22 protein-coding genes and 1 pseudogene are annotated in these 21,930 nt (G+C 28.4%); 20 read left to right on the top strand and 3 right to left on the bottom strand.

Going from position 1 to position 21,930, the window contains the following annotated elements:
- Positions 1-100 precede the first annotated feature (100 nt).
- The 8 genes from ACQRD5_RS09850 to ACQRD5_RS09815 all read left to right on the top strand — a co-directional run bounded on the left by ACQRD5_RS09850 (position 101) and on the right by ACQRD5_RS09815 (position 9,326).
- Complete coding sequence (locus ACQRD5_RS09850; protein ID WP_320628083.1) at positions 101-784, top strand: hypothetical protein; 684 nt, start codon at positions 101-103, stop codon at positions 782-784.
- Positions 785-806: 22 nt separating this feature from the next.
- Complete coding sequence (locus ACQRD5_RS09845) at positions 807-1,160, top strand: hypothetical protein (protein ID WP_294169153.1); 354 nt, start codon at positions 807-809, stop codon at positions 1,158-1,160.
- Positions 1,161-1,178: 18 nt separating this feature from the next.
- The gene (gene rlmD / locus ACQRD5_RS09840) at positions 1,179-2,534 is read left to right on the top strand and encodes a 23S rRNA (uracil(1939)-C(5))-methyltransferase RlmD (RefSeq protein ID WP_294169151.1); all 1,356 of its coding nucleotides are present in this window, start codon (positions 1,179-1,181) and stop codon (positions 2,532-2,534) included.
- 364 nt (positions 2,535-2,898) lie between these two features.
- Entirely contained in the window at positions 2,899-3,771 is an 873-nt protein-coding gene (locus ACQRD5_RS09835; protein ID WP_294169149.1) for a helix-turn-helix domain-containing protein, read from the top strand.
- A gap of 674 nt (positions 3,772-4,445) precedes the next feature.
- A complete protein-coding gene (locus tag ACQRD5_RS09830; protein ID WP_320902248.1) occupies positions 4,446-5,795 on the top strand; it encodes a transglutaminase-like domain-containing protein in 1,350 nt (449 codons plus the stop codon).
- 213 nt (positions 5,796-6,008) lie between these two features.
- A complete protein-coding gene (locus ACQRD5_RS09825; RefSeq protein ID WP_294168167.1) occupies positions 6,009-6,620 on the top strand; it encodes a glycerol-3-phosphate acyltransferase in 612 nt (203 codons plus the stop codon).
- Between the two features lie 281 nt (positions 6,621-6,901).
- Entirely contained in the window at positions 6,902-7,312 is a 411-nt protein-coding gene (locus ACQRD5_RS09820) for a MarR family winged helix-turn-helix transcriptional regulator (RefSeq protein WP_427746764.1), read from the top strand.
- Between the two features lie 22 nt (positions 7,313-7,334).
- Complete coding sequence (locus ACQRD5_RS09815; protein ID WP_427746763.1) at positions 7,335-9,326, top strand: MFS transporter; 1,992 nt, start codon at positions 7,335-7,337, stop codon at positions 9,324-9,326.
- A 95-nt stretch (positions 9,327-9,421) separates the two neighbouring features.
- Here the strand turns inward: ACQRD5_RS09815 and ACQRD5_RS09810 are convergent, their stop codons facing one another.
- A complete protein-coding gene (locus tag ACQRD5_RS09810; protein WP_427746766.1) occupies positions 9,422-10,903 on the bottom strand; it encodes a phytoene desaturase family protein in 1,482 nt (493 codons plus the stop codon).
- Positions 10,904-11,065: 162 nt separating this feature from the next.
- On the opposite strand from ACQRD5_RS09810, the gene ACQRD5_RS09805 reads away from it, so the two are divergent.
- The 12 genes and pseudogenes from ACQRD5_RS09805 to ACQRD5_RS09750 all read left to right on the top strand — a co-directional run bounded on the left by ACQRD5_RS09805 (position 11,066) and on the right by ACQRD5_RS09750 (position 21,193).
- Positions 11,066-11,917, top strand: coding sequence for a phytoene/squalene synthase family protein (locus ACQRD5_RS09805; protein ID WP_320901879.1), 852 nt, complete (start codon positions 11,066-11,068; stop codon positions 11,915-11,917).
- Between the two features lie 18 nt (positions 11,918-11,935).
- Positions 11,936-12,598 (top strand): diacylglycerol/polyprenol kinase family protein, encoded by a 663-nt coding sequence (locus ACQRD5_RS09800; RefSeq protein ID WP_294168152.1) that lies wholly within the window; start codon positions 11,936-11,938, stop codon positions 12,596-12,598.
- Between the two features lie 15 nt (positions 12,599-12,613).
- A complete protein-coding gene (locus ACQRD5_RS09795; RefSeq protein WP_427746762.1) occupies positions 12,614-13,411 on the top strand; it encodes a DUF92 domain-containing protein in 798 nt (265 codons plus the stop codon).
- A gap of 415 nt (positions 13,412-13,826) precedes the next feature.
- Positions 13,827-14,392: pseudogene (locus tag ACQRD5_RS09790) on the top strand (DUF4256 domain-containing protein).
- 449 nt (positions 14,393-14,841) lie between these two features.
- Positions 14,842-15,567, top strand: a complete 726-nt coding sequence (locus ACQRD5_RS09785) for a creatininase family protein (RefSeq protein ID WP_291627704.1) — start codon at positions 14,842-14,844, stop codon at positions 15,565-15,567.
- 17 nt (positions 15,568-15,584) lie between these two features.
- Entirely contained in the window at positions 15,585-16,985 is a 1,401-nt protein-coding gene (locus tag ACQRD5_RS09780) for a PTS ascorbate transporter subunit IIC (RefSeq protein WP_321128875.1), read from the top strand.
- A gap of 47 nt (positions 16,986-17,032) precedes the next feature.
- Entirely contained in the window at positions 17,033-17,839 is an 807-nt protein-coding gene (locus tag ACQRD5_RS09775; RefSeq protein WP_291627708.1) for a BtpA/SgcQ family protein, read from the top strand.
- 27 nt (positions 17,840-17,866) lie between these two features.
- Entirely contained in the window at positions 17,867-18,637 is a 771-nt protein-coding gene (locus ACQRD5_RS09770) for a DeoR/GlpR family DNA-binding transcription regulator (RefSeq protein ID WP_291627710.1), read from the top strand.
- On the top strand, positions 18,630-19,103 hold the full coding sequence (locus tag ACQRD5_RS09765; protein WP_291627712.1) for a PTS sugar transporter subunit IIA: 474 nt from the start codon (positions 18,630-18,632) through the stop codon (positions 19,101-19,103). The genes ACQRD5_RS09770 and ACQRD5_RS09765 overlap by 8 nt, the downstream gene beginning before the upstream one ends.
- A 13-nt stretch (positions 19,104-19,116) precedes the next feature.
- Positions 19,117-19,398 carry a PTS sugar transporter subunit IIB gene (locus ACQRD5_RS09760; protein ID WP_321128873.1) on the top strand — a complete coding sequence of 94 codons (282 nt, stop codon included), beginning with the start codon at positions 19,117-19,119 and terminating at the stop codon, positions 19,396-19,398.
- A 35-nt stretch (positions 19,399-19,433) separates the two neighbouring features.
- Complete coding sequence (locus ACQRD5_RS09755) at positions 19,434-20,240, top strand: BtpA/SgcQ family protein (RefSeq protein ID WP_291627714.1); 807 nt, start codon at positions 19,434-19,436, stop codon at positions 20,238-20,240.
- Positions 20,237-21,193, top strand: coding sequence for a hypothetical protein (locus ACQRD5_RS09750; RefSeq protein WP_321128871.1), 957 nt, complete (start codon positions 20,237-20,239; stop codon positions 21,191-21,193). The genes ACQRD5_RS09755 and ACQRD5_RS09750 overlap by 4 nt, the downstream gene beginning before the upstream one ends.
- A gap of 77 nt (positions 21,194-21,270) precedes the next feature.
- Here ACQRD5_RS09750 and ACQRD5_RS09745 read toward each other — a convergent pair whose 3' ends face one another.
- Both ACQRD5_RS09745 and ACQRD5_RS09740 read right to left on the bottom strand, forming a co-directional pair.
- Entirely contained in the window at positions 21,271-21,492 is a 222-nt protein-coding gene (locus tag ACQRD5_RS09745) for a hypothetical protein (protein ID WP_294167038.1), read from the bottom strand.
- 31 nt (positions 21,493-21,523) lie between these two features.
- Positions 21,524-21,715: a hypothetical protein gene (locus ACQRD5_RS09740; protein WP_294167039.1), complete on the bottom strand. Its 192-nt coding sequence runs from the start codon at positions 21,713-21,715 to the stop codon at positions 21,524-21,526.
- Positions 21,716-21,930 lie beyond the last annotated feature (215 nt).

Raw genomic sequence — 21,930 nt, 5'->3', positions numbered from 1 at the left:
TCAAGCCCTTTTAATGCAAGGGCTTTAGTGTTATAATAAGATGAATTTAGGAAAATATATAAAAGATGTTTTATAAGGGATGCATCCTAAGGAGGATATTATGATTAAAAAAATATTAATAGCAATTTTAAGTGGAGTAACTATTGTATCTTTGGTAGCATGCAGTCCATCTTCGAAGGATAATAAAAAGGAAGAAGCTAAAGTAGAGGAAAGTTCAAAAAGTAATGAAAGCAATGAAGTTTTCATAGGTGAAGGAGAATGGGCTAATGATTACACCATAGAAGAAGTATCTAAATTAAATGATGAAATAACAGCTAGAATTGAAGAGGCAGCTAACTTCTATGGATTAGATTATATAAAGGAAGAAAAAATCAAAGATGAAAATGGTGAAAGTGTTACTGACAGATATATTTATTTAGACAATTTAAATCCAGAGCCTAATAGAATGGAAAGTATGTATTATGGCTTTAAAACATATGGAACAGATATGGCAAGGGGAAATCTAGGTATGAAAATAGGATTTAAATTAGACATAGATCAAATTAAAAATGAAGATAAATTTGATTTTAAAGAGATTTCTATAGCAATTTTTTCTGAAGCTATGACTAATAATAAGGATAGAGATTATTCAGAAATAAACGAAAAAATAATAGATATAGTTAAGAATAAAAATGCCAATGGAACTATAGAAACTAATTTAAATGGATTAGTTGAGACAATAACAGTTAAGGATGACTTTTTATTATATAAAATAGATTCAAAAACTTATAATTTTAAAAATTAATATAATTTAGGATGATACTACTTTGGATAATAAAGAATTAAACAATGAAGAATTAAATAATGAAGTTAAAGAAGAAATTAATGAAATTGAAACCGCAGAAGAAATAGCAGAAGAAACAAAAAAAGAAGAGGATAGTAAAGCATTAAAATTTTTTAAAAGAATTTTAGCGGGAGTAGTAGATCAAATTATTAGTATAGCATTAGCATTACTATTGATAATAGTTACAGATTTAGTATTAAAACTATTTGGTTTTTATATTGCAGAAAGAGAGCCAATGTTCTTAATAATGTATGTTATAGTTAATATAGTATATTCACCAATCTGTACATCAACTAAATTAAAAGATACTATAGGAAGAAAGACAGTGTTAAAATAATTTTACTTAGGAGTTAACATGAGAAAAGGAAGTACTATTCAAGTTAAAATAGATAAAACTGAGTTTCCATCAACAGGAATTGGGACTTTAGAAGGTAAAAAAATATACGTAAAGGGTGCCTTCCCAGGTCAAACAGTAACTGGAAGAGTAAAAAAGAAAAGAGAAGCCTTTGCAGAATTAAAGCTTATTTCAGTAGATGAAAGAGCAGATTATGAAATAAACCCATCTTGTGAGCATTTTGGAATTTGTGGTGGTTGTACATCACAAAATTTAACTTATGAAAAGCAATTAGAGCTATTAAGTGATGAGTTTAAAGCTTTATTTGAAGAAGCAAATTTACCACTTAATAATTATAAGGGAATAGTAGGCAGTAAGGAACAATGGGAATATAGAAATAAAATGGAATTTACCTTTGGAGATTTCGAAAAAGGTGGAGAATTAACTTTAGGAATGCATATGAAGGGGAAATCCTTTGGAATAATTACAGTAGATAAATGCTTAATAGTAGATGAAGACTTTAGAACTGTAATTAAAGCTACAGTTGATTACTTCAGAACTCAAAATCTACCTTATTATAGAGTTATGAAAAGAGAAGGCTATTTAAGACACCTTGTTATTAGAAAAGCTATTAATACAGGTGAATTAATGATTAACTTAGTTACTACAACTCAAATTGATTTTGATTTAACAGAATATGTAGAAATACTAAAAAGTCAAAACTATAAAGGAACTTTAGTATCAATTTTACATACAGAAAATAATTCATTTTCAGATGCAGTAGTACCAGAAAAAGTTAACTTATTATATGGAAAAGATTATATAACAGAAGATCTTTTAGGATTAAAATTCAAAATATCTCCTTTCTCTTTTTTCCAAACTAATACTAAGGGAGCAGAAAGCCTTTATAGCATAGTTAGAGATTACATAGGAGAATCAAAGGATAAGGTAGTATTTGACCTTTATTGTGGAACAGGAACTATAGGCCAAATAGCAGCAGCTAATGCAAAAAAAGTTGTTGGTATAGAACTTATAGAAGAAGCAGTAGAAGCAGCAAAGGAAAATGCTAAATTAAACAACTTAAATAACTGTGAATTCCTAGCAGGAGACGTAGCAGAAATAATAAAAAATGTTAAGGATAAACCAGATACAATAATCCTAGACCCACCAAGAAGTGGAGTACATCCAAAAGCATTAGAATACGTAATTAAATTTAATGCAAAGGAAATAATTTATGTATCATGTAATCCAAAAACCTTAGTAGATAACCTAAAGGTATTAATGGAAGCTGGATACGAAATAGTAGAAAGCTGCGTTAAGGATATGTTTCCAAATACCCCACATGCGGAAGGTGTAGTTAAGTTAATAAAGAAATAAATAAAGATAAATAGAGGAGCTGAGCAAGATAGTTGCTTGGCTCTTTTTTTGCCTTAATCTTGAATCTGAAAGCTATAGAAATTAAACTTTCTTCGGATTTACAATAAGTTTAAGTAACAAAGAGTTATTAAATTATTAAGAAATAAAGGTATCTGTTAATGTTAGAACTAAAAGAAATACTTTTTATAAGTTGTTAAAAGAGTATGAGGATAATTAAGGAAAAATAGTATTTAAAATAGAGGATTTTACCAATTTATGTAGAATTTTTTCATTATTTTCTTTTGTTTTTATTACATGCACTTAATAAGTGCGTGTAATAAAAGTACTTTTTTTAATATAATTTTATCGAAAGGATGTGATGAAAATGACAATATCAGAAAACATAAAAAAATTTAGACAAGAAAATAATTTATCTCAAGAGCAATTAGCAGAAAAGCTTAATATAGCTAGACAATCTGTATCCAAATGGGAAAATGGAGAAACATTACCAAGCATAGATAATTTAATTTTATTAAGTGGATTACTAAATATATCTTTAGATGAATTGATAACAGGTGAACCTTATCTATATTTTCCTTTTAACTTTGGAAAGCCTAAAAGTAAAATTCCTATACTAATATTAATGATAATTTTAATATTAGGAATATTATTTGTAAAAGAAGAAACAATTAATAACACTATAACATTTTTATGTTGGTCCATTATTGTAACTTTTATATTATATAGCCTAATTGTTTTAGCATTACCATTTGATTATAAGAGATATTATTCATATTGGACTATTAATAAGAAAGGTATTAGCTATGCAACTCCATATTTAAGAACTCCTGGAATTAAAGGATATTTTGATGAATATATTTTACCTATTAAGGCATTCTTTTATTTGAGAAAGACAACATTTGTAAAATATTCAGAAATTGATTCAATAGAAATTACTTTTAAACCATTTAAAGTAAATCCAGATAAAGCTTTTGCCTTTGGTGCATACACACCTAGATTTCAATCGACTATGAGGGAAGATTTCTTTTTTAAAGTAACCACAAAGAAAGGTAACATATTCTTTTTAGATCTTAAACAGTATTATTATACTTCTTCAAAAGAACATCAATGTTTACCAACAATCATTTCATTTTTTAAAAGAAAAGATTTAAAATATATTGATAAGAATAATATAAGTAACATTATTCTGAAAAAAGAAGAGAAATTTATTCAGGAATTTTACAACAATATTATGTAAGCATCAAAAATATTAATCACCATCTTCTAATGGAGCTATTACTGAGAGTTATACAGTTGATGTAACTAGTATATTTATATTATAGAATATCGTATAAATGGCTTAAATTTTAGAGAATATATACTTTTACTAAGAAGTATTGCACGAATATTTTTTACAAAAAGAGCATGTCGAAAAATATTGTTAATTATTTTTTTGGTTATATTACAAATTTCGACATAAAAAAACGACTTAAATATATATAATAAATATATATTTAATCTAAAGATGAGTTTTTTATGAAGTTAAAATCAAAATGAAAAATACTATAAAACTGGGGATTGTTTCATAGACTTGCTAATAATCATAATTCAGTTTGAGGTATTATTTAGGTAGTATAAGGTCAAATCAATAATGATAATGTTTAATTAAAAATCTATTACTTTTAAAGAAAGAGAGCTGAAGAGATTTTCACTAGATTGACATTAATATTTTTGATTAGCTTGATTTTCTAAACCAAACTTATATAATTCATTTGAATGACAGCTAGGAGATTTTATATTTGTTTTGTTCATTGTTCTTATTTCATTTTTTAGGGGATATTGATTTTGGTTAAACTTATTTTATTTCCTAAATTTGATAAGAGTAATGTTCATATAACTTAACAGATTGTATTAATATATAAGGAGAGAGATATGATGAAACAAAAAATGAAGAAAAAATTGACAAGCTTTGCTTCAATTGGTCTTTCGGCTGCTATTTTATTTATTTCTACCCCTATTACTCATGTAGCTGCAGCAGAAGAACTACAAAGTCAATCAGTAGTCAACCAAGGGCTACAAGGCTATTTAGCTAATTCACAGGGTCTACTGGTAAAACAGGCAACAGCCGAACAATTACAACTACCATTTGCACCAAACCAATATTACGGACGTTCTTTACTGAGTGAAGAAGGTAAAAAAGCATGGGATTATGTGATAAAAGAGCTATTAGCTTTCAATCCTATTAAGAATTATGATAATTTAACGAAGCCTGCCAACGGAGGTGATGGCCTATTTACTCTTAATCTAAAAGAAGAAGGTATTACCGTAAAGGGTGAAGATATTAAAAATCTGACTAAATATCTTAATGCTAGTGATGCTCGTTTATTTCATATTCGTAACACAACACAAAAATATAAAACAGATGCAGAAGGAAATGTAGAAACAGTTTCCTTCAATATTGCTGGTGTATATATGGGTGATAACGCCTACCAAAAAACATTAATTGGTATGGAAAAGTATGTTTCAGAAGTGTTAAGTGTGGTTAATCCACGCATGACAGAATCCCAAAAAGTAAAAGCTTTATACGAAAAATATCATTCTACTATGAAATATGGTAGAGGTTCAGAAATTGGAAATGCGGTGGGTGCGTTAACAAATCAAGTCGCAATCTGTGGAGGATATTCATTTGGATTCCTATACATATTACAACGTGCTGGATTAGAAGCGATTTATATGACAGGAGATACATCTGCTGGTTATCACGCATGGAACTATGTAAATGTGGATGATCAATGGTACATGGTTGATTCAACTTGGGGAGGAAATAACTGGTTATTAAAAGGACAGTCAAGCCTACAAAATCACAAACCACGTAAAACACAACATTTTGACCCAGTTCCAACATTAGCGGTAGAAGATTATAACTTAACGAAAGCGATATTTAAATCAGACCAAACCATCGCCAAGGAAACAATTGATTTGTCGCTTTCAGTAGTTAGAGATGTATTGAACAAGCATACTAACGAATTTTCAAAAATTGACCAGGTTTACATGTTTGAACCAACATCATTCGAATTTGTAGGAAACGATGTGGAAAAAGCTATTCTTGAGGAAATTAGACAAGCAGTAAAGGGTAAATTCACAGGAAGTTTAACAATCAATCTTTCTAATAATAATTACACAACAGTAGATGAATTTATGAATTACGGATTATATATTGGTTACCAAGCTGACAATGAACCATACTTTGAGTATTCCTTAGGTAAAGTATCAAGATATTAATAAATACATAAAAGATATAGAAAAAGAGCTATCGTATTAGTGGGTAAAAATCTGCTAGCGATAGCTCTTCTTTTATGAAGTTTTATGAATTCTATGTTATTTTCATGTATTTTAATTATAAAAAATAAAGAAGAATATAGGAAGAAAAGATAGATTATGATATATTAAAAATGGAAGGATAAAACAAGATTATTAGGAAGATGGGGGATTACAATGAGGTATCTCATAGTTATTTTAATAGGTTACTTAATTGGAAGCTCCAGTATGTCATATTATTTAGGAAGATTAAATAATATTAATGTAGCTAAGAAGGGTTCTGGTAATTTAGGAGCATCTAACATGGTTGTTATAATGGGATGGAAAGCTGGTATTTTAGTAGCTTTACATGATATTTTAAAAGCTTATATAGCTATTATGTTAGCAAGATATTTATTTGCTGATTTACCTTATGTGGCAGAATTAGCAGGAGTAGCCTGTGTTATTGGACATATTTTTCCTTTTTACTTAAAATTTAAAGGCGGTAAAGGACTTGCTTCTTATATAGGTATGACTATTGCACTAGATTGGAAGTTTGCCATAGCTTTAATTGTTATGTGTGCACTTTTAACTTTAATTACTGATTATATTGTGACTGCAACATTTACAACTATAATTTCTGCACCAGCTTATATTGGATTATTTAATAAGAATCTTATAGCTTTTTTCATCTTGTCTGTGGCAACTCTTGTAATGTTTTATAAACATGTTGAAAATATTAAAAGACTTAAAAATGGCACTGAAATTGGATTAAGAAGTGCCAATAAAGGGGAACATAGAGTAAAATAATTAATTTAAAAAGTAATTAACATATTAAATATAGGGAGTGATGGTGATTAATCGTTACTCCTTTTTTATTATTAAAAATTTCAAGCTGAAAAAATGATAACCTATATAATATTATAATAGTTTACTTAAATTGGCATTTTTTAGTAAATATCAAGGGATAATAAGCGAAAATGGATATTGTGATTAAAAAATTAAAGGATTATTATAGGTATTGTGGTAAAAATCAACTGTTGTAAATTACAACATTAATATTACAGTTTTAATATAAATGGAGGATTGATATGGATAACTTTGAGGTTATAGTACGATATTGGAGAAACTTTACTGAAAAGAGATTAAGAGAATTTGATTTGACTTTTGGGGAACAGATTATCATTATATTTTTATCAAAAAATGAAAACGTAAACCAAGAGAGCATTTCAAAAAGGTACATGATTGATAAAGGTATGGTAGCAAAAACCTTAACTAGGCTTGAAGATAAAGGCTTTATAAAGAGAGAACAAAATCCTAATAACAAGAGAGAAAATATTATTTCACTTACAGAAAAAAGTGCATATATTATGGAATATATAAATACTATATTTGATGACTGGAATAAGATTCTTTATGGAGAAATGAGTAAGGAAGATATTGATTGTGTGAAAAGACTTACAGGTAAAATGGCAGAAAATGTTGCTAAATATTTAGATTAGAAATTGAAAGGGGAAAGGGTTTATGAGGGTAAAAGAGAAAAAATTGAACTTAGGATTAATTATGGCTGTATATTTGTTAGGCATATTTATGGGTGCTATAGATACAGGGATAGTAACACCTGCAAGAACTATAATCCAAAATGACCTAATGGTAAATGATAATACAGGAATATGGATGATAACTATTTATACTCTTGCATATGCAGCAAGTATTCCTATTATGGGTAAGTTAGCTGATAAATACGGAAGAAAGTATGTTTACTTAACAAGTATATCTTTATTTGGTATTGGCTCTTTATTCTGTGGTTTATCACAAAATATGGGAAGCTTTTCTGTATTACTAATTTCAAGAGTTATTCAAGCTATTGGTGGAGGTGGAATTCTTCCTATTGCAACAGCTGAATTCGGTACAACATTCCCAAAAGAAAAAAGAGGGCTTGCACTTGGATTAGTAGGTGGAGTTTATGGAATTGCTAATATTTTTGGAGCATCTGCTGGTAGTGCAATTATAGATATATTTGGTCAAAACAATTGGCAATTTATATTTTATATAAATATTCCAATTACAATATTTATTATAATAGCAGGACTTAAAACACTTCCAAATACTAAGATGACAGATGTTAAAAAGATTGATATTTTAGGAATTACAACATTAACTTTAATGGTACTTTCTATTTTATATGGACTTAAAAATATTGATTATTATAATTTTAAAGATACCTTCTTAAGTACATCTGTTTATCCTTTCTTAATAGTATTTGTAGTTTTACTACCAATATTTATATTAATAGAAAAGAAAGCAGAAGATCCAGTACTTAATATTTCATATTTTAAAAATATTAGAATTATAATTACATTCTTTATTGCTTTTATAACAGGAATTATTATTATGGGAATTATATTTGTTCCTCAATTCTCTGAAAATTCATTGAAAATAGCTTCAGGTAGTGGTGGATATTTCGTTATTATTTTAGGGTTATTTGCAGGAATTGGAGCACCATTCTCAGGAAAATTAATTGATAAATATGGTGCTAAGATCGTACTTGGTACTGGCTTTGTTGCTTCTATACTAGGATCTTTATATATTATATTTTATGCTGCAAAAAATCCAAGCTTAATTTCAATAGTAATATGTTTAATTTTACTAGGAACAGGAATAGGCTTTACTATGGGAACACCAATAAATTATATGATGCTTGATAACACTAAATTTGAAGAATCAAATTCAGTATTAGCAGCTGTTTCATTAATTAGATCTATTGGCACTTCTATTGCTCCTGCAATAATGATAGGATTTATTTCACATGCTGGAATGTCAGTACAAGCTAATATTATGAATATTATACCTAATGAAGTACATGTTCCACAGCTTCCATATGCTAAGGAGTTAAATGATCAGTTTAGTAAGCTAAAAGAAAATCCTTCTATGGCAGAGAAGCTTAAAGATGCAAATATACCAGATTTATCATCAATGGAAACTATAAAATTTGATATGAATAGTAAAAATGATAATTTCAAATTATCAGATGAAATCGTAGAATTATTAAAAACTTCAGATGTTACAACAATTACTGATAATACAAAGACTATGGCAGACTATATGTTTGCACAAATGACACCTTCTGTAATTGAAAAAATAAATGGAGGAATAGATTCTGGAATTAATTCTCTTAATGACTCTGCTTTACAATTAACACAAGGAATAAATGCAATGCCAAGCAATCCAGGAACAAAGCCAACAATTGATAAGATGAATGTAGCTAAAACTCAAATGGAAGATACATTATCAAAAATGAAAGCGTTAAAAGAAGCTATTCCAAAGGCCTTTGAAACTGGAAAAGATAATTATCTAACAGATATTGAAAATAGTAGAGATTTAATTGAAGATGAATTCCAAACTACACTAAATAAGGGCTTCCAAGAAGTTTATGCAACAGTTACAATTGCTTCATTATTAGCTTTGATTGTTCTAATGTTATATAAAGAAGAGAAGAAAGTTAAAACTAATTAAAATATTTAGAGATTAATTAAATTATTTACAATAAAAACTAGTCAAATATTAAAAAATATTGACTAGTTTTTTATGTTTTAATTATTCTTTTTTTATTAAATTATCCCATCATCCTTCATAACTTCATTAGCTGTAAGCTTGGCTGAAGTTAATACTATAGGAACTCCTGCTCCAGGGTGGACACTGCTTCCTACAAAATATAGGTTTTCACAATGTGAAGCTTTATTATGAGGTCTATAATAATTGCTTTGGAATAAAGTTGGAGCTAGTCCAAAAGTTGCTCCATTGTAAGCATTAAACCTTCCTTCAAAATCCTTTGGAGTTACTATTCTTTCAAACTCTATTAAATCCTCAAAATTATCTATTTTTGTTTTATCCTTAATTATATCTAGAATTTTGCTTCTATAATTAGCTATAGTTTCATCATTCCATACAATTTTATCTCTTGAAAGCTCTGGAATAGGTACTAATACATATAAGCATTCGTTTCCTTCTGGTGCTAAAGAAGCATCAACCTTTGTAGGAAGATAAAGATAAATAGAAGGATCATCTGGTAATATTCCATCAAAAATATCACTAATATTTTTATCAAAATCCTTAGCAAAGAAGATATTATGAACTTCAAAATCCTCTAGCTTTTCTTTTAAGCCTAAGTACATTAAAAAACATGAACAAGAATATTTCATTTTATCTATCTTCTTGTCTGTATACTTACCTTTATATTTTTCTTCTTTAATTAAATTTTTCATAGCATATGGGAAATCAGCATTACAAACTATAGAGTCTGCTTTTATTTCTTTTGAATCTAGCTTTATTCCAACTGCTTTTCCATTTTCAATGACTATTTCATCTATTGAGGAGTTTAAATTTATCTTTCCGCCTAACTCAATAAATAATTTCTCCATAGACTTAGCCATAGTATACATTCCACCTTTAATAAACCATACTCCATATACCATTTCTATCATAGGTATAATTGTGTAGATAGAAGGACCATTATAAGGCGAAATTCCAATATATAAGGTTTGGAAGCTTAATAATTTTCTTAGTTTATCATCTTTTACATATTTAGATATGCTGTGATAAGCACTATCGAAGGTTTTTAGTTTTAAGGCTTGTCTTAATGTTTTTGGATTATAGAAATCTTTAGGTCCTCTAAAGGATTTCTCTATAAAATGATCCTTTGCAACTAAGTATCTTTTATAAACATCAGCTAAATAGCTCATATAACCTTGAGCTTCTTCATAGCTTATTTCTTCAAGAAACTTTGTTAACTTAACTAAATCTGTAGAAACTGAAACTCTTTTACCATCATCAAAAGTTAAAGAATAAACAGGATCTAAGTTTTCCATAGGTATATAGTCCTTTGGATCTTTACCAGCTACCTCAAAAACTTCATTATAAATTTGAGGCATCATTACTATGGTAGGTCCTAAATCAAATTTGAATCCATTACCTTGGATTTGATGCATCTTACCACCAACCATGGATTCCTTTTCAAATATTTCTACCTCATAGCCCTTGGATTGCAATCTTATAGCTGTAGCTAAGCCTCCAACACCTGCACCTACAACAATGATTTTTTTCTCAATTTAACCACTCCTAATAAAATATAACCTGACTCTTACACACTAGTATACTATATTTATAAAATAATGGGAATTTTAAATGATAATTTTATTTAAAAGATAATTAATATTAGGTATAATATATATACATTAATTGAAGGAGGTGTTTTTATGCCACTAGATAATGATTTTTTATATTGTAAAGAGATAATAAAAGAGAATTCTAAAAGCTTTTATAAAGCTTTTTCTAGATTACCAAAGGATAAAGCTAATGCAATTTTTGTAGTATATGCATTTTGTAGAACAGCTGATGATTTAATAGATTTAAGGAATGATACAGAGAGCCTTCATTTATTTAAAGATGAACTAAGCTTATTTAGTAAAGGTGAAATTGTGGATAAGCCTTTATGGAGAGCCTTAGAAGAAGTTTTTAAAAATTATAATATGGATATAAAGCCATTTTTTGAAATGATTGAGGGCCAATTAATGGATGCTAATTTTAAAAATATTGAAACTCAAGATGAATTAATAAATTATTGTTATTACGTAGCAGGAACTGTAGGACTTATGATACTTCCTATTTTATCAACAAAACACCATAAAGAACTAGAGGAAGTAGCAGTAAAGCTTGGTACAGCTATGCAAATAACTAATATATTAAGAGATATAGGCGAAGATTTGAAGATTAATAGAATTTATATTCCAAGGGAAATTATGGACAAGTTTAATTACTCATCTTTAGACTTATCTTCAAATTTAATAAATAATAATTTTATAAAGCTTTGGGAATATGAAGCTAAAATATCAGAAGAGCTATATAAAGAAGCTTATAAAAAAATTAAGCTCTTTGATAAAGATAGTAGTGGAGCTGTTTTACTTGCAGCTACTTTATATAAAGAAATATTAAATTCTGTTAGAAAAAATAACTATGATTGTTTAACAAAGAGAAATTATGTTGGAATATATAAAAAGATTTTTAAAGTTATACAATGTAATTTTTCTTGGAACTTTTTAACTACATAATAATGAAGGAGGGTTTTTTTGATTAATATCGTTGGAATAATTGTTTCTATACTATTTATATTTGGAATAATTGGGATTTCATCTCTACTAAATAAATTAAATATATTAGCTAATGAAGATAGCAGAAAATTTATTCATGTAGGGGTGGCTAACTGGTGGATTGTGGCCATGATTTTCTTTAATAATAATATTTATGCTTCTATTGTACCTGCACTTTTTGTTATTATAAATTATATATCATACAAAAAGCAGATATTTAAGGCTATGGAAAGAGATGGCTCTAAAAATGATTTAGGAACTGTGTATTTTGCATTATCTTTAATGATTTTAGCATTTATAACTTTTAAAAATACTGAATTTTCTTACATTGGTGCTTTAGGTATATTAGTTATGGGCTATGGTGATGGCTTTGCTGCTATAATAGGAGTTAAATATGGAAAGCATAAATTTAAAGTATTAGGAAATAACAAAAGTCTTGAAGGAAGCTTAGCTATGTTCTTATTTTCCTTTGTAGTTTCTTTAGTTATACTTTATATTTTTAATCCAGTAAATATGCTTTTATATAGCTTAATATTAGCTACAGTAAGTACAGTTTTAGAAGCTTTTTCTCCTTATGGATTAGATAACTTAACAGTACCTTTAGGTACTTCATTACTATATTATTTACTTATTATGCTATAAGTTAGGAGGTAAAATATGTTAGACTTTTTAGTTGGGCTAACCTTTTCATTTTTAATAGCCTTTGTTGCTTATAAGAAGGCCTCGTTAAATAAAAGTGGTTGCATTGCTGCTACAGTACTTGGAACAGGTTTATATTATTTTGGGGGATTATGGTTTTCTATTATAATGGTTGCTTTTTTTGTATCTTCTAGCATTTTAACAAAATTTAAAAATTATAATAAAGAAGGTTTAGATAAGCTAAATGAGAAAAGTGGAAATCGTGATTATATGCAAGTATTTGCAAATGGAGGAGTAGGTCTTATATTTGCAATTATATATTATTTTTCTGAAAATCCAGTATTTTTATTAGCTTATGCAGTTTCCTTTGCTGAAGCTAATGCAGATACTTGGGCTTCTGAAATAGGGGTATTAAGTAAAAGTAAGCCAATAAGCATATTAAATTTTAAGCCTTTAGAAAAAGGTATGTCAGGTGGTATTAGTATATTAGGTACAACATTTTCTTTTCTAGGAGCATCATTTATATCTTGCATATATTTTATAGCTTCTCTTATTACATATAAAGACATAAAACAAAGCTTTATTTATTCTATACTTTGTATTCTTATAGGATTTATTGGTTCAATAGTTGATAGTATATTAGGAGCATCAATGCAAGCTCAATATTATTGTGAAGATTTAAAGACTGTTACAGAAAAGAAAGAGTATAATGGGAAACCTAATAAGCTTATTAAAGGAATTACATTTATAAATAATGATGTAGTAAATTTAAGCAGCAATTTAATATCTGCACTTATGGTATTGCTTATAGTTTGATTTTATACTATTACTGCATCTAATGTAATTATAATAAATTTATATTGAAATTAAGTTTTATATCCAAGTAGAATCTGGAAATATAAAAATATTTGATGGAAAAATTACTAGTATTATAGGTGAAAGTGGAGTTGGTGAAACGTCTCTTTTATATCTATTAGGACTTATATCCTCGAATTTAGAATATAAATATGTTTTTGATGATATTGAGTTGAAGTTAAATAATGATAATGAGATAACATTTAATAGATTTCATACAGACAAAATTATGAGAAATTAATATGCAGATAAGTAGATATGAAAAAAATATATAAATTAAAATATTATTAGGGGAAATTTAATTATGGATCAATGATGTTAAGTCTTACAAATATAAAAAAATAATCTTAAAAATATTATATTAGGAGGTTTTAATATGAAAGATAGGAAAAGAAAACTATCACCTAAAGAACATGAAGATATACTTGAAATCTTAAAAGAACGTTTTGAGAAGAATTTGAATCGACATAAAGATATTGAATGGGATAAAGTACAAGATAAGTTAGAAATTAATGCTGAAAAACTATGGTCACTTTATCAAATGGATGTAACTGGTGGTGAACCAGATGTTACTGGCTATGATAAAGAAAATGATGAATATATTTTTTGTGATTGTTCAGAGGAAAGCCCAAAAGGGCGCAGAAGCCTATGTTATGATGGTGAAGCATTAGAATCAAGGAAAAAAATAAACCAGAAGGTAGTGCTGTTGATATGGCTTCAGATATGGGAATTGAGATTCTAACAGAAGAACAGTATCGAGCTTTACAAAAACTTGGAGTTTTTGATATTAAAACATCTAGTTGGGTGAAAACCCCTGATAATATCAGGAAAAAAAGTGGTGCAATATTTTGTGATCGTCGCTATGATACTGTATTTATGTATCATAATGGAGCAGATTCTTATTATTCTGCAAGAGGATTCCGTGGCTTGCTAAGAGTTTAGGTTATTTCTTAATAATAAAATATACTAATTTAAACACAAGAGTTAAACAAGAATGATTGTTTAGCTCTTTTTTTATTGTATGGAAATCCACTAGCTATCCAAGTGAATAAAATTGCTTAATCTCTGAATAAAAAAGCTACTATTAAATAATGATAATGCCTGACAATCATTGTAAAGACAATATACATATGTTAGTTACAATTCAACAAAAAAATAAGTGTATCAAAATTTATGGAAATATTAAAAGACAAAAATAAGAAAAATAAAACATAAAATTAGAAATAAAATTGTCAGAATATTGACACAATTCATACAAAAAATGTATAATATAAGTAAGAAAAGAAAATAAAAGAACAGTAAAGAAAAGTGCAATAAAAATGTATTTTATTAATTTGTCTACTAAAAAATTTTCACATAATAGAAATTTCAATTAATAAAGGAGGTGTAATATGAAAAAGTATTTAATTAGTGAAATGACATGGAAGGAAGCAGAGATAAGAATCAAGGAAGCCAAAGCAGTTATTCTTCCATTAGGATCTACTGAACAGCATGGATATCATTTGACATTGGATACAGATAATATAGTAGGAAGATATGTATCGGAAAAATTGGCAATGAAAACTGATTGTGTTGTATTACCTATATTGCCTTATGGACAAGTATGGTCTGCAAAAGATTTTCCAGGAACTATATCTTTGAAAGAAAGAACATTTATAGAAGTAGTTAAAGATATAGTATGTAGTTTAGAAAAAAAAGGAGCAAAAAACATAATACTTTTTTCTAGTCATTGGGGGAATACTGCACCTGCAAAAATTGCTGCTAGAGAACTATTCGATGAAGAGGGTTTCAATAATGTTTATTACATGAGTTATATGAACCTAAAGAAGAACGGAGAGGGAATAATGGAAACTGAATTATGGAATAATAGTGGTTTTCATTCAGGAGAAATTGAAACATCTATAGTACTTCATATCGATTCAAGTAGCGTTGATATGAGTAAGGCAATTTGTGAGTATCCAGATATACCTTATGACATTGATATAAGACCTAAACCTTGGATTGAGTTTAATGAAAGTGGAGTTTTTGGAGATGCTACAAAAGCTACTAAAGAAAAGGGAGAGAAATTCTTAGATAATTGGATAAAAGAACTAGAAAACTTAATAAAATTAATATAATAATTTAGGAGGTTCATATGGGATTTTTAAATGTTATAACAACAATTTTTAAGACTATTGCTGGGCAAATAGAACTAGTAATGGGTATTGTAGTTTTGATAGGACTTTTATTACAAAAGAAAAAACCTGTTGATGTAGTTAGTGGAGTAGTTAAGGCTATTGTAGGGGTTATGATACTTAAGCAAGGATCAACTTTACTACAAGGTGCATATAAACCAGTTATGGAAATGTTGAAAACTCATTTTGGTATAACAGGAATAATTACAGAAAATTATTCAGGTATGGCTGCAATAAATAACAGCATTCCTGAGTTAGTTGCAATAGTACCTACAGTTATGTTGTTTGGATTCTTAATTAATTTATTATTAGCTAAGTTTGGACCTTTAAAAGTAGTTTTCTTAACAGCTCATACAATGTTAGCTTTTGCTACATTAACAGTTTGGTTAGTTCATTGGTTCTTTGGAGTTGAAGGAACTACATTACTAATAGTATGTAGTATTTTCTGTGGTATTTATTGGACTGTTATGCCAGCTTGGACATATAGATATTCTAAAGCTTTTGCAGGCAATAGCTTTACATTAGGACATATCTCTGGTATGGCAGCTGTAATAAGTTCAAGAATAGGAATGTTATTAGGTAAGTATGATGAAAAAAATCCAAAACTTTTTGAAGAAGAAGAAGAAGATACTAATGCAACAGGAAAATTCTCTTCTGTAACAAGATTATTTAATGATTCTACAGTAGTTACTTGTTTATTAATGACAATAGTATTAGGTGGAGGATGTTTATTAGCAGGAAAAGAAGCTATACAAGAAGCAGCTGGTAATGCCAATTGGGTAGTTTTCACTTTAGAATTAGGAGCTAGTTTTACTGTTGGTATTGTAGTTTTATTATCAGGTGTAAGAATGATGATTGCAGAACTTGTTCCAGCATTTAAAGGTATATCTGATAAATTAGTTCCAGGTGCAGTACCTAGCGTGGACATGCCTGTATTTTACCCACTTGCACCTTTTGCAGCTATCCTTGGATTCTTAGGAGCATTTATTGGAGAGTTTATAGGCTTCTTCATTTTATTAGCAGTAGGTTCAAAAACTCTAATGATACCTGGTATAATAGCTACTTTCTTTGATGGAGGTATAGCAGGTGTATTTGGATTTAAATATGGAGGCAAGAAATCTGCTTTAATTTCAGGATTAGCTGTAGGTGTACTTCAAATTTTAGGTGGTGTAATATTTACTGTAGTATCAGGACTATCAACACTTGGAGCAACATATGGAAATACAGATTTTGGATCAACTATGGCAATCTTAGTATCAATTATGAAGGTATTAGGAAATGTTTGGGTATTTGCAGCACTTCTAATAGCTATATATGTACTTGCATGTATACCTTTAAAGAAATACTTTGCAGAAAAATAGTGATTAATAAGCTTTATCACATTCAAAAGAATTATGGAGGATAATTTATGTGGATTAAAGAAGTTTTTAATGTTGAAAAACCTATTATTGCAATGTGTCATTTAAAACCTTTACCAGGAGATCCTGAATATGATATTGATAAGGGAATGGAATTTGTAATAGAAAGTGCTAGAAAAGATTTGATTGCATTACAAAATGGTGGTGTAGATGCAGTAATGTTTTCAAATGAATTTAGTTTACCATATTTAACAGATGTAAAGCCTGTTACTATAGCTGCTATGGGGAGAATAATTGGGGAATTAAAAAAAGATATACGTATCCCATATGGAGTAGATGTACTTTGGGATCCATATAAGACTTTTGATTTAGCAGTAAGTGTTGATGCAAAGTTCGTTAGAGAAATATTTACTGGAGTTTATGCAAGTGATTTCGGCTTATGGAATACCAATTATGGAGAAGTTATTAGACATAAGCATAGCATTGGTGCTAATAAAGTTAGAGCATTATTTAATATTGTGCCTGAAGCTGCTAAATATTTGTCTGATAGAGATATAGAATCAATAGCAAAAACTACTGTTTTTAATAATAACCCAGATGCTTTATGTGTATCTGGATTAACAGCTGGATCTGTTACTGATACTCAAGTTCTAAAAAGAGTTAAAGATGTAGTTACTAATACACCAGTTTTTGTTAATACTGGAGTTAATATTAATAATGTAGAAGAACAATTAAAAATAGCAGATGGATGTGTAATAGGCACTCATTTTAAGAGAGATGGTCAATTCTATAATGAAGTAAGTGAAGAAAGAGTAAGAAATTTCATGGAAAAAGTAAAGACATTACGCAATAAATAGTATTTATCAATAATAGGGGAGATGAATATGATTGCAGATGAAAGAAGAAGGGTGATATTAGAGATAATAAAAAATAAAAAAGTTGTTTCAGTACAGAGTCTATCACAAGAATTAAAAACCAGTGTAGTAACTATAAGAAGAGACTTAGACTTTCTTAGTGAAAAGGGGCTTATAAGACGTTCTCATGGAGGAGCTACTTTAAATGATGAGAAAGTTGGACTAGAATTTACCTTTGATATTAGAAATGAGAAAGAAAGAGAAATAAAAAAAATAATTGCTAAAAGAGCTGCTTCTTATATAACAAGTGGAGACTCTATTGGTATAGATATTGGTACAACTGCCTATCAAGTTTCAAAATATATTAAGGATATTCCGAAACTAAATGTAGTCACCGCTTCAATACCTGTTGTTATAGAACTATTAGATGCTAAAGATATTAATGTAATTTGTACTGGAGGAGCAGTTTCAAGAAAAGATAAATCTTTAATAGGACATGATGCAATTCGAACTATAAATGAATATATTTTAGATAAAGTATTTATAGGTGTTGCAGGAATTTCTTTTAAGTGTGGCTTAACTTTATATAATATCAATGATGCTTTAGTGAAAAGAGTTATGATTGAAAGAGCTAAAGAAGTAATATTACTAGCTGACTCTACTAAAATTGGTGAAGCAAAACATGCATTTTTAGCAGATATTGATGTTATTAATAAGATTATAACTGATAATGCTATTACCTATGAAGATAGAAAGCAATTTGAAAGTAGAGGAATAGAGGTGATTATAGCCAATGAATAATAACTTATCAACTGAAAAAAGTAGCTTATTTGATATTATTGAAGTTAATGATACAAAATTTAAAAATTGGGAAGAAATAATAGATTACTTACAAGATATTTTTGTATCAAATGGATATGCTACTGAAGATTATTTTCAATATATAAAAAAGGATTTAGTAGAAAATGATTTTTATATGTTGATATTGCCAGGATTAGTTTTACTTCATAGTGCGCCTGAACATGGAGCTATTAAAAATGCTTTTCACTTTATGAAATTATCTAATCCTATTAACTTTGGTAGCCATATTAATAATCCAGTTCATATATGTATAACATTTTCTGCTATTTCATCTGACAATCATATTCAATCTATACAAAAAATTGCATATATGTTGATGAATAAAAATTTCGTAAATGAGATAAAAAATGCGGATAGTTTAGAAAAAATAAAGGAAATTATAAAAAATAATGAAGATAAATATTAGGAGGGGAACATTAATGTTAAAGGTAAATACAGTATGTGTAAATGGAATGGGATCAAGCTTAATATTAAAAATTACAACAGAAAAAGCTTTTAAAGAACTTGGTATTGAAGCTGATGTTAAATGTGTTGATGCTGGTCAATTTAAAGGGTGTCATCCAGATGTTTGTATTACCACACCTTCATTAGCAAAAACTATAGGAGAAAGAGAAGGTATGATATTAATTAAGACCACAAACTTTACTGATGTAAATGCATTAAAAGAGAAGATTAAAGTTGCTTTAAATCTTGATAAATAAAGATAAGTTTATAAATTATAAGAGGGGAGGATAAAATGTGGCTTAAAGAAATATTTGGAGAAGAAAAACCTGTAATCGGAATACTTCACATAAAAGCATTACCAGGTACCCCACTTTATGATACTAATATGGGATTAGAAGGAATTATGAAGTTAGCTAGAGCTGATTACATTAGCCTTGTAAGAGGAGGAATATCAGGTGTGATTTTTTGTAACGAATATGATAAGCCATACTCAAAACAAGTAGAACCTAATATAATAGCTTGCATGACTTCAATAGTAAAAGAGTGTTTAAGAGATAATGAAATTATTCCATTTGGAATTGATGTGCAGTGGGATCCAAAAGCTGCCTTAGCTATTGCTTTAGCTACAGGAGCATCCTTTATAAGAGGAATAGTATGTGGAACTTATTGTGGAGATTATGGAATGTACTGCCCTAACATTGAAGAAATAATTAATTATAAGAAAAAGATAAAAGCTGATAATATAAAAATATTAACTAATTTATCACCAGAATTTTCATATTCTATTGATAATAGAGATATAAGTCTTAGAGCTAAAACTGTTACAAAAAGCTCATTAGTAGATGCTTTATGTGTATCAGGAGTTATGGCAGGGGTACAAGCACCTTATGAAGAAATTAAAAATATAAAAAACACTGTTGGAGATTTTCCGATTATAGCAAATACAGGAGTAAATTTTGAAAATGTTAGAGACATATTAGATATTGCAGATGGATGTTGTGTTGCAACATGTATAAAGGTTGATGGAAATTCATTAAATTCAATGGACGAGGAAAGAGTTAGAAAGTTAATGAAAATTGTCAGGGGGAATAACATATGAGATATATTGAAACAGTATTGGGAAGGAAAAGCCCAGAAGAGATTGGAAGGACAAACTATCATGATCACTTAATAACTATTGGAGGAGGAGAAGAAAAGGCTGATAGAGATTTAAGGTTAGATAGAGTTGACTATGCAATTGATGCTATGATTTCTGCTAAAAAGGCTGGATGGGATATGCTTGTTGATATGAATCCAATTGATTGTGGAAGACAAATTGAAATGCTTAGAGAGATTTCTGAAAAGTCAAATATTAATTTAATATCTTGTACAGGATTCCAAAGAGCAATATATTATGATGCTGAACATTGGGTAAACAAATATGATTTAAAGGATGTAGCAAGATTAATAATTGAAGAAATTGAAGAGGGAATAGAAATTAATAATTATAATGGACCTATTATAACAAGAAGCAAATCTAAGGCAGGAGTTATAAAAGCAGCTACTCATTATAATTGTATAAGACCTATGGAACTTAAGGTTTTAGAAGCAGCATGTATAGCATCAAAAGAAACTGGGGCTCCAATATCAACCCATACTGAAAGAGGAACTATGGGATTAGAAGTTATAGAATTAGTTAAGAAGTTTGGTGTTAATCCTTCTAGAGTAACCTTAGGACATGTAGATAGAAATCCAGATCTTCAGTACCATAAAAAGATGGCTAAGCAAGGAGTAACTTTAGGATATGATGGACCTTCAAGAGCAAAATATTGGCCAGATTCAGTTTTAATTGACTTGATAAAAGGTATGTGTGAAGCTGGTTATGCAGATAATATTATGCTAGGTGGAGATAATGGAAGAGCTTCAATGTGGCCTCAATACGGTGGTGGATATGGACATAATTATATTTTAGATATTTTTGTACCTAGATTATTAGAAAATGGTATTTCTCAAGAGGATATTGACAAGATGCTTATATATAATCCAAGAAGACAATTTTCTATAGAAAAATAATATTATATAATTTTGTATAATTCAAAAAAGGAGCTGTGCACTAATTTTTAGTGCGACAGCTCCATTAATTTCAGTTATTAATTATTATTTTTTTTAATTTTCATTACAATCTCGTAAAGAATAAAGTATATAATAAATGTTTTGATAACACTTATTATTATCATTATAGTATTATATGGGAATTTTTGGTCTCCATATATATCTATTTTCAGCCAATTATCAGTTACTGAATTTATAACTAATGACATAAAAAATATTAAATAAAAATATTTATTTGGATCTATTTTTTTTCTATTCATTTTTTATTATCCTAACTTTATTTTATTTTACTTAATGACATCCAAATTGTGAATGAATTGGGTTGCTTGTACAATTGGTAGATGGAGCTATAGTACTTTTATCTCCACATTTATTAGCAATAACAAATAAATCATATGCTATTGAAGCAGCTGAAACAAATGGAAGTTTTTTTGCAATAATTTTAACTGCTTCTTTATACGATGCTTTTTTTATGAAGGCCATAACTCCTCCTGTAACAACAGCTTTTTGAACACCAGCTCCCCATTTGTTTTTTAATTCATTTAAAAAACATTCACCAAAAGGACTAAGACTTCTTTTTCTTCTTGTTGTAGTTTCTTCTTTAGATAAATAATAGTTATTTAAGCTTATTACTTCTTCTAGTTCATTTAATATTGGATCTTCTCCATAAGTTTTTCATCGAATCTCTCCTTTATGAT

The organism is Clostridium sp. SGI.024 (genome assembly GCF_050315195.1).
Taxonomy (GTDB): Bacteria; Bacillota; Clostridia; order Clostridiales; family Clostridiaceae; genus Clostridium.
This window is presented reverse-complemented; position numbering and strand designations above follow the sequence as displayed.

Excerpts from the sequence above, each read along its gene's own strand:
- ACQRD5_RS09850 (WP_320628083.1), top strand. The coding sequence starts at position 101 with ATGATTAAAAAAATATTAATAGCAATTTTAAGTGGAGTAACTATTGTA.
- rlmD (WP_294169151.1), top strand. The coding sequence starts at position 1,179 with ATGAGAAAAGGAAGTACTATTCAAGTTAAAATAGATAAAACTGAGTTT.
- ACQRD5_RS09835 (WP_294169149.1), top strand. The coding sequence starts at position 2,899 with ATGACAATATCAGAAAACATAAAAAAATTTAGACAAGAAAATAATTTA.
- ACQRD5_RS09830 (WP_320902248.1), top strand. The coding sequence starts at position 4,446 with ATGATGAAACAAAAAATGAAGAAAAAATTGACAAGCTTTGCTTCAATT.
- ACQRD5_RS09825 (WP_294168167.1), top strand. The coding sequence starts at position 6,009 with ATGAGGTATCTCATAGTTATTTTAATAGGTTACTTAATTGGAAGCTCC.
- ACQRD5_RS09820 (WP_427746764.1), top strand. The coding sequence starts at position 6,902 with ATGGATAACTTTGAGGTTATAGTACGATATTGGAGAAACTTTACTGAA.
- ACQRD5_RS09815 (WP_427746763.1), top strand. The coding sequence starts at position 7,335 with ATGAGGGTAAAAGAGAAAAAATTGAACTTAGGATTAATTATGGCTGTA.
- ACQRD5_RS09805 (WP_320901879.1), top strand. The coding sequence starts at position 11,066 with ATGCCACTAGATAATGATTTTTTATATTGTAAAGAGATAATAAAAGAG.
- ACQRD5_RS09795 (WP_427746762.1), top strand. The coding sequence starts at position 12,614 with ATGTTAGACTTTTTAGTTGGGCTAACCTTTTCATTTTTAATAGCCTTT.
- ACQRD5_RS09785 (WP_291627704.1), top strand. The coding sequence starts at position 14,842 with ATGAAAAAGTATTTAATTAGTGAAATGACATGGAAGGAAGCAGAGATA.
- ACQRD5_RS09780 (WP_321128875.1), top strand. The coding sequence starts at position 15,585 with ATGGGATTTTTAAATGTTATAACAACAATTTTTAAGACTATTGCTGGG.
- ACQRD5_RS09775 (WP_291627708.1), top strand. The coding sequence starts at position 17,033 with ATGTGGATTAAAGAAGTTTTTAATGTTGAAAAACCTATTATTGCAATG.
- ACQRD5_RS09770 (WP_291627710.1), top strand. The coding sequence starts at position 17,867 with ATGATTGCAGATGAAAGAAGAAGGGTGATATTAGAGATAATAAAAAAT.
- ACQRD5_RS09765 (WP_291627712.1), top strand. The coding sequence starts at position 18,630 with ATGAATAATAACTTATCAACTGAAAAAAGTAGCTTATTTGATATTATT.
- ACQRD5_RS09760 (WP_321128873.1), top strand. The coding sequence starts at position 19,117 with ATGTTAAAGGTAAATACAGTATGTGTAAATGGAATGGGATCAAGCTTA.
- ACQRD5_RS09755 (WP_291627714.1), top strand. The coding sequence starts at position 19,434 with ATGTGGCTTAAAGAAATATTTGGAGAAGAAAAACCTGTAATCGGAATA.
- ACQRD5_RS09750 (WP_321128871.1), top strand. The coding sequence starts at position 20,237 with ATGAGATATATTGAAACAGTATTGGGAAGGAAAAGCCCAGAAGAGATT.
- ACQRD5_RS09745 (WP_294167038.1), bottom strand. The coding sequence starts at position 21,492 with ATGAATAGAAAAAAAATAGATCCAAATAAATATTTTTATTTAATATTT.
- ACQRD5_RS09740 (WP_294167039.1), bottom strand. The coding sequence starts at position 21,715 with ATGGCCTTCATAAAAAAAGCATCGTATAAAGAAGCAGTTAAAATTATT.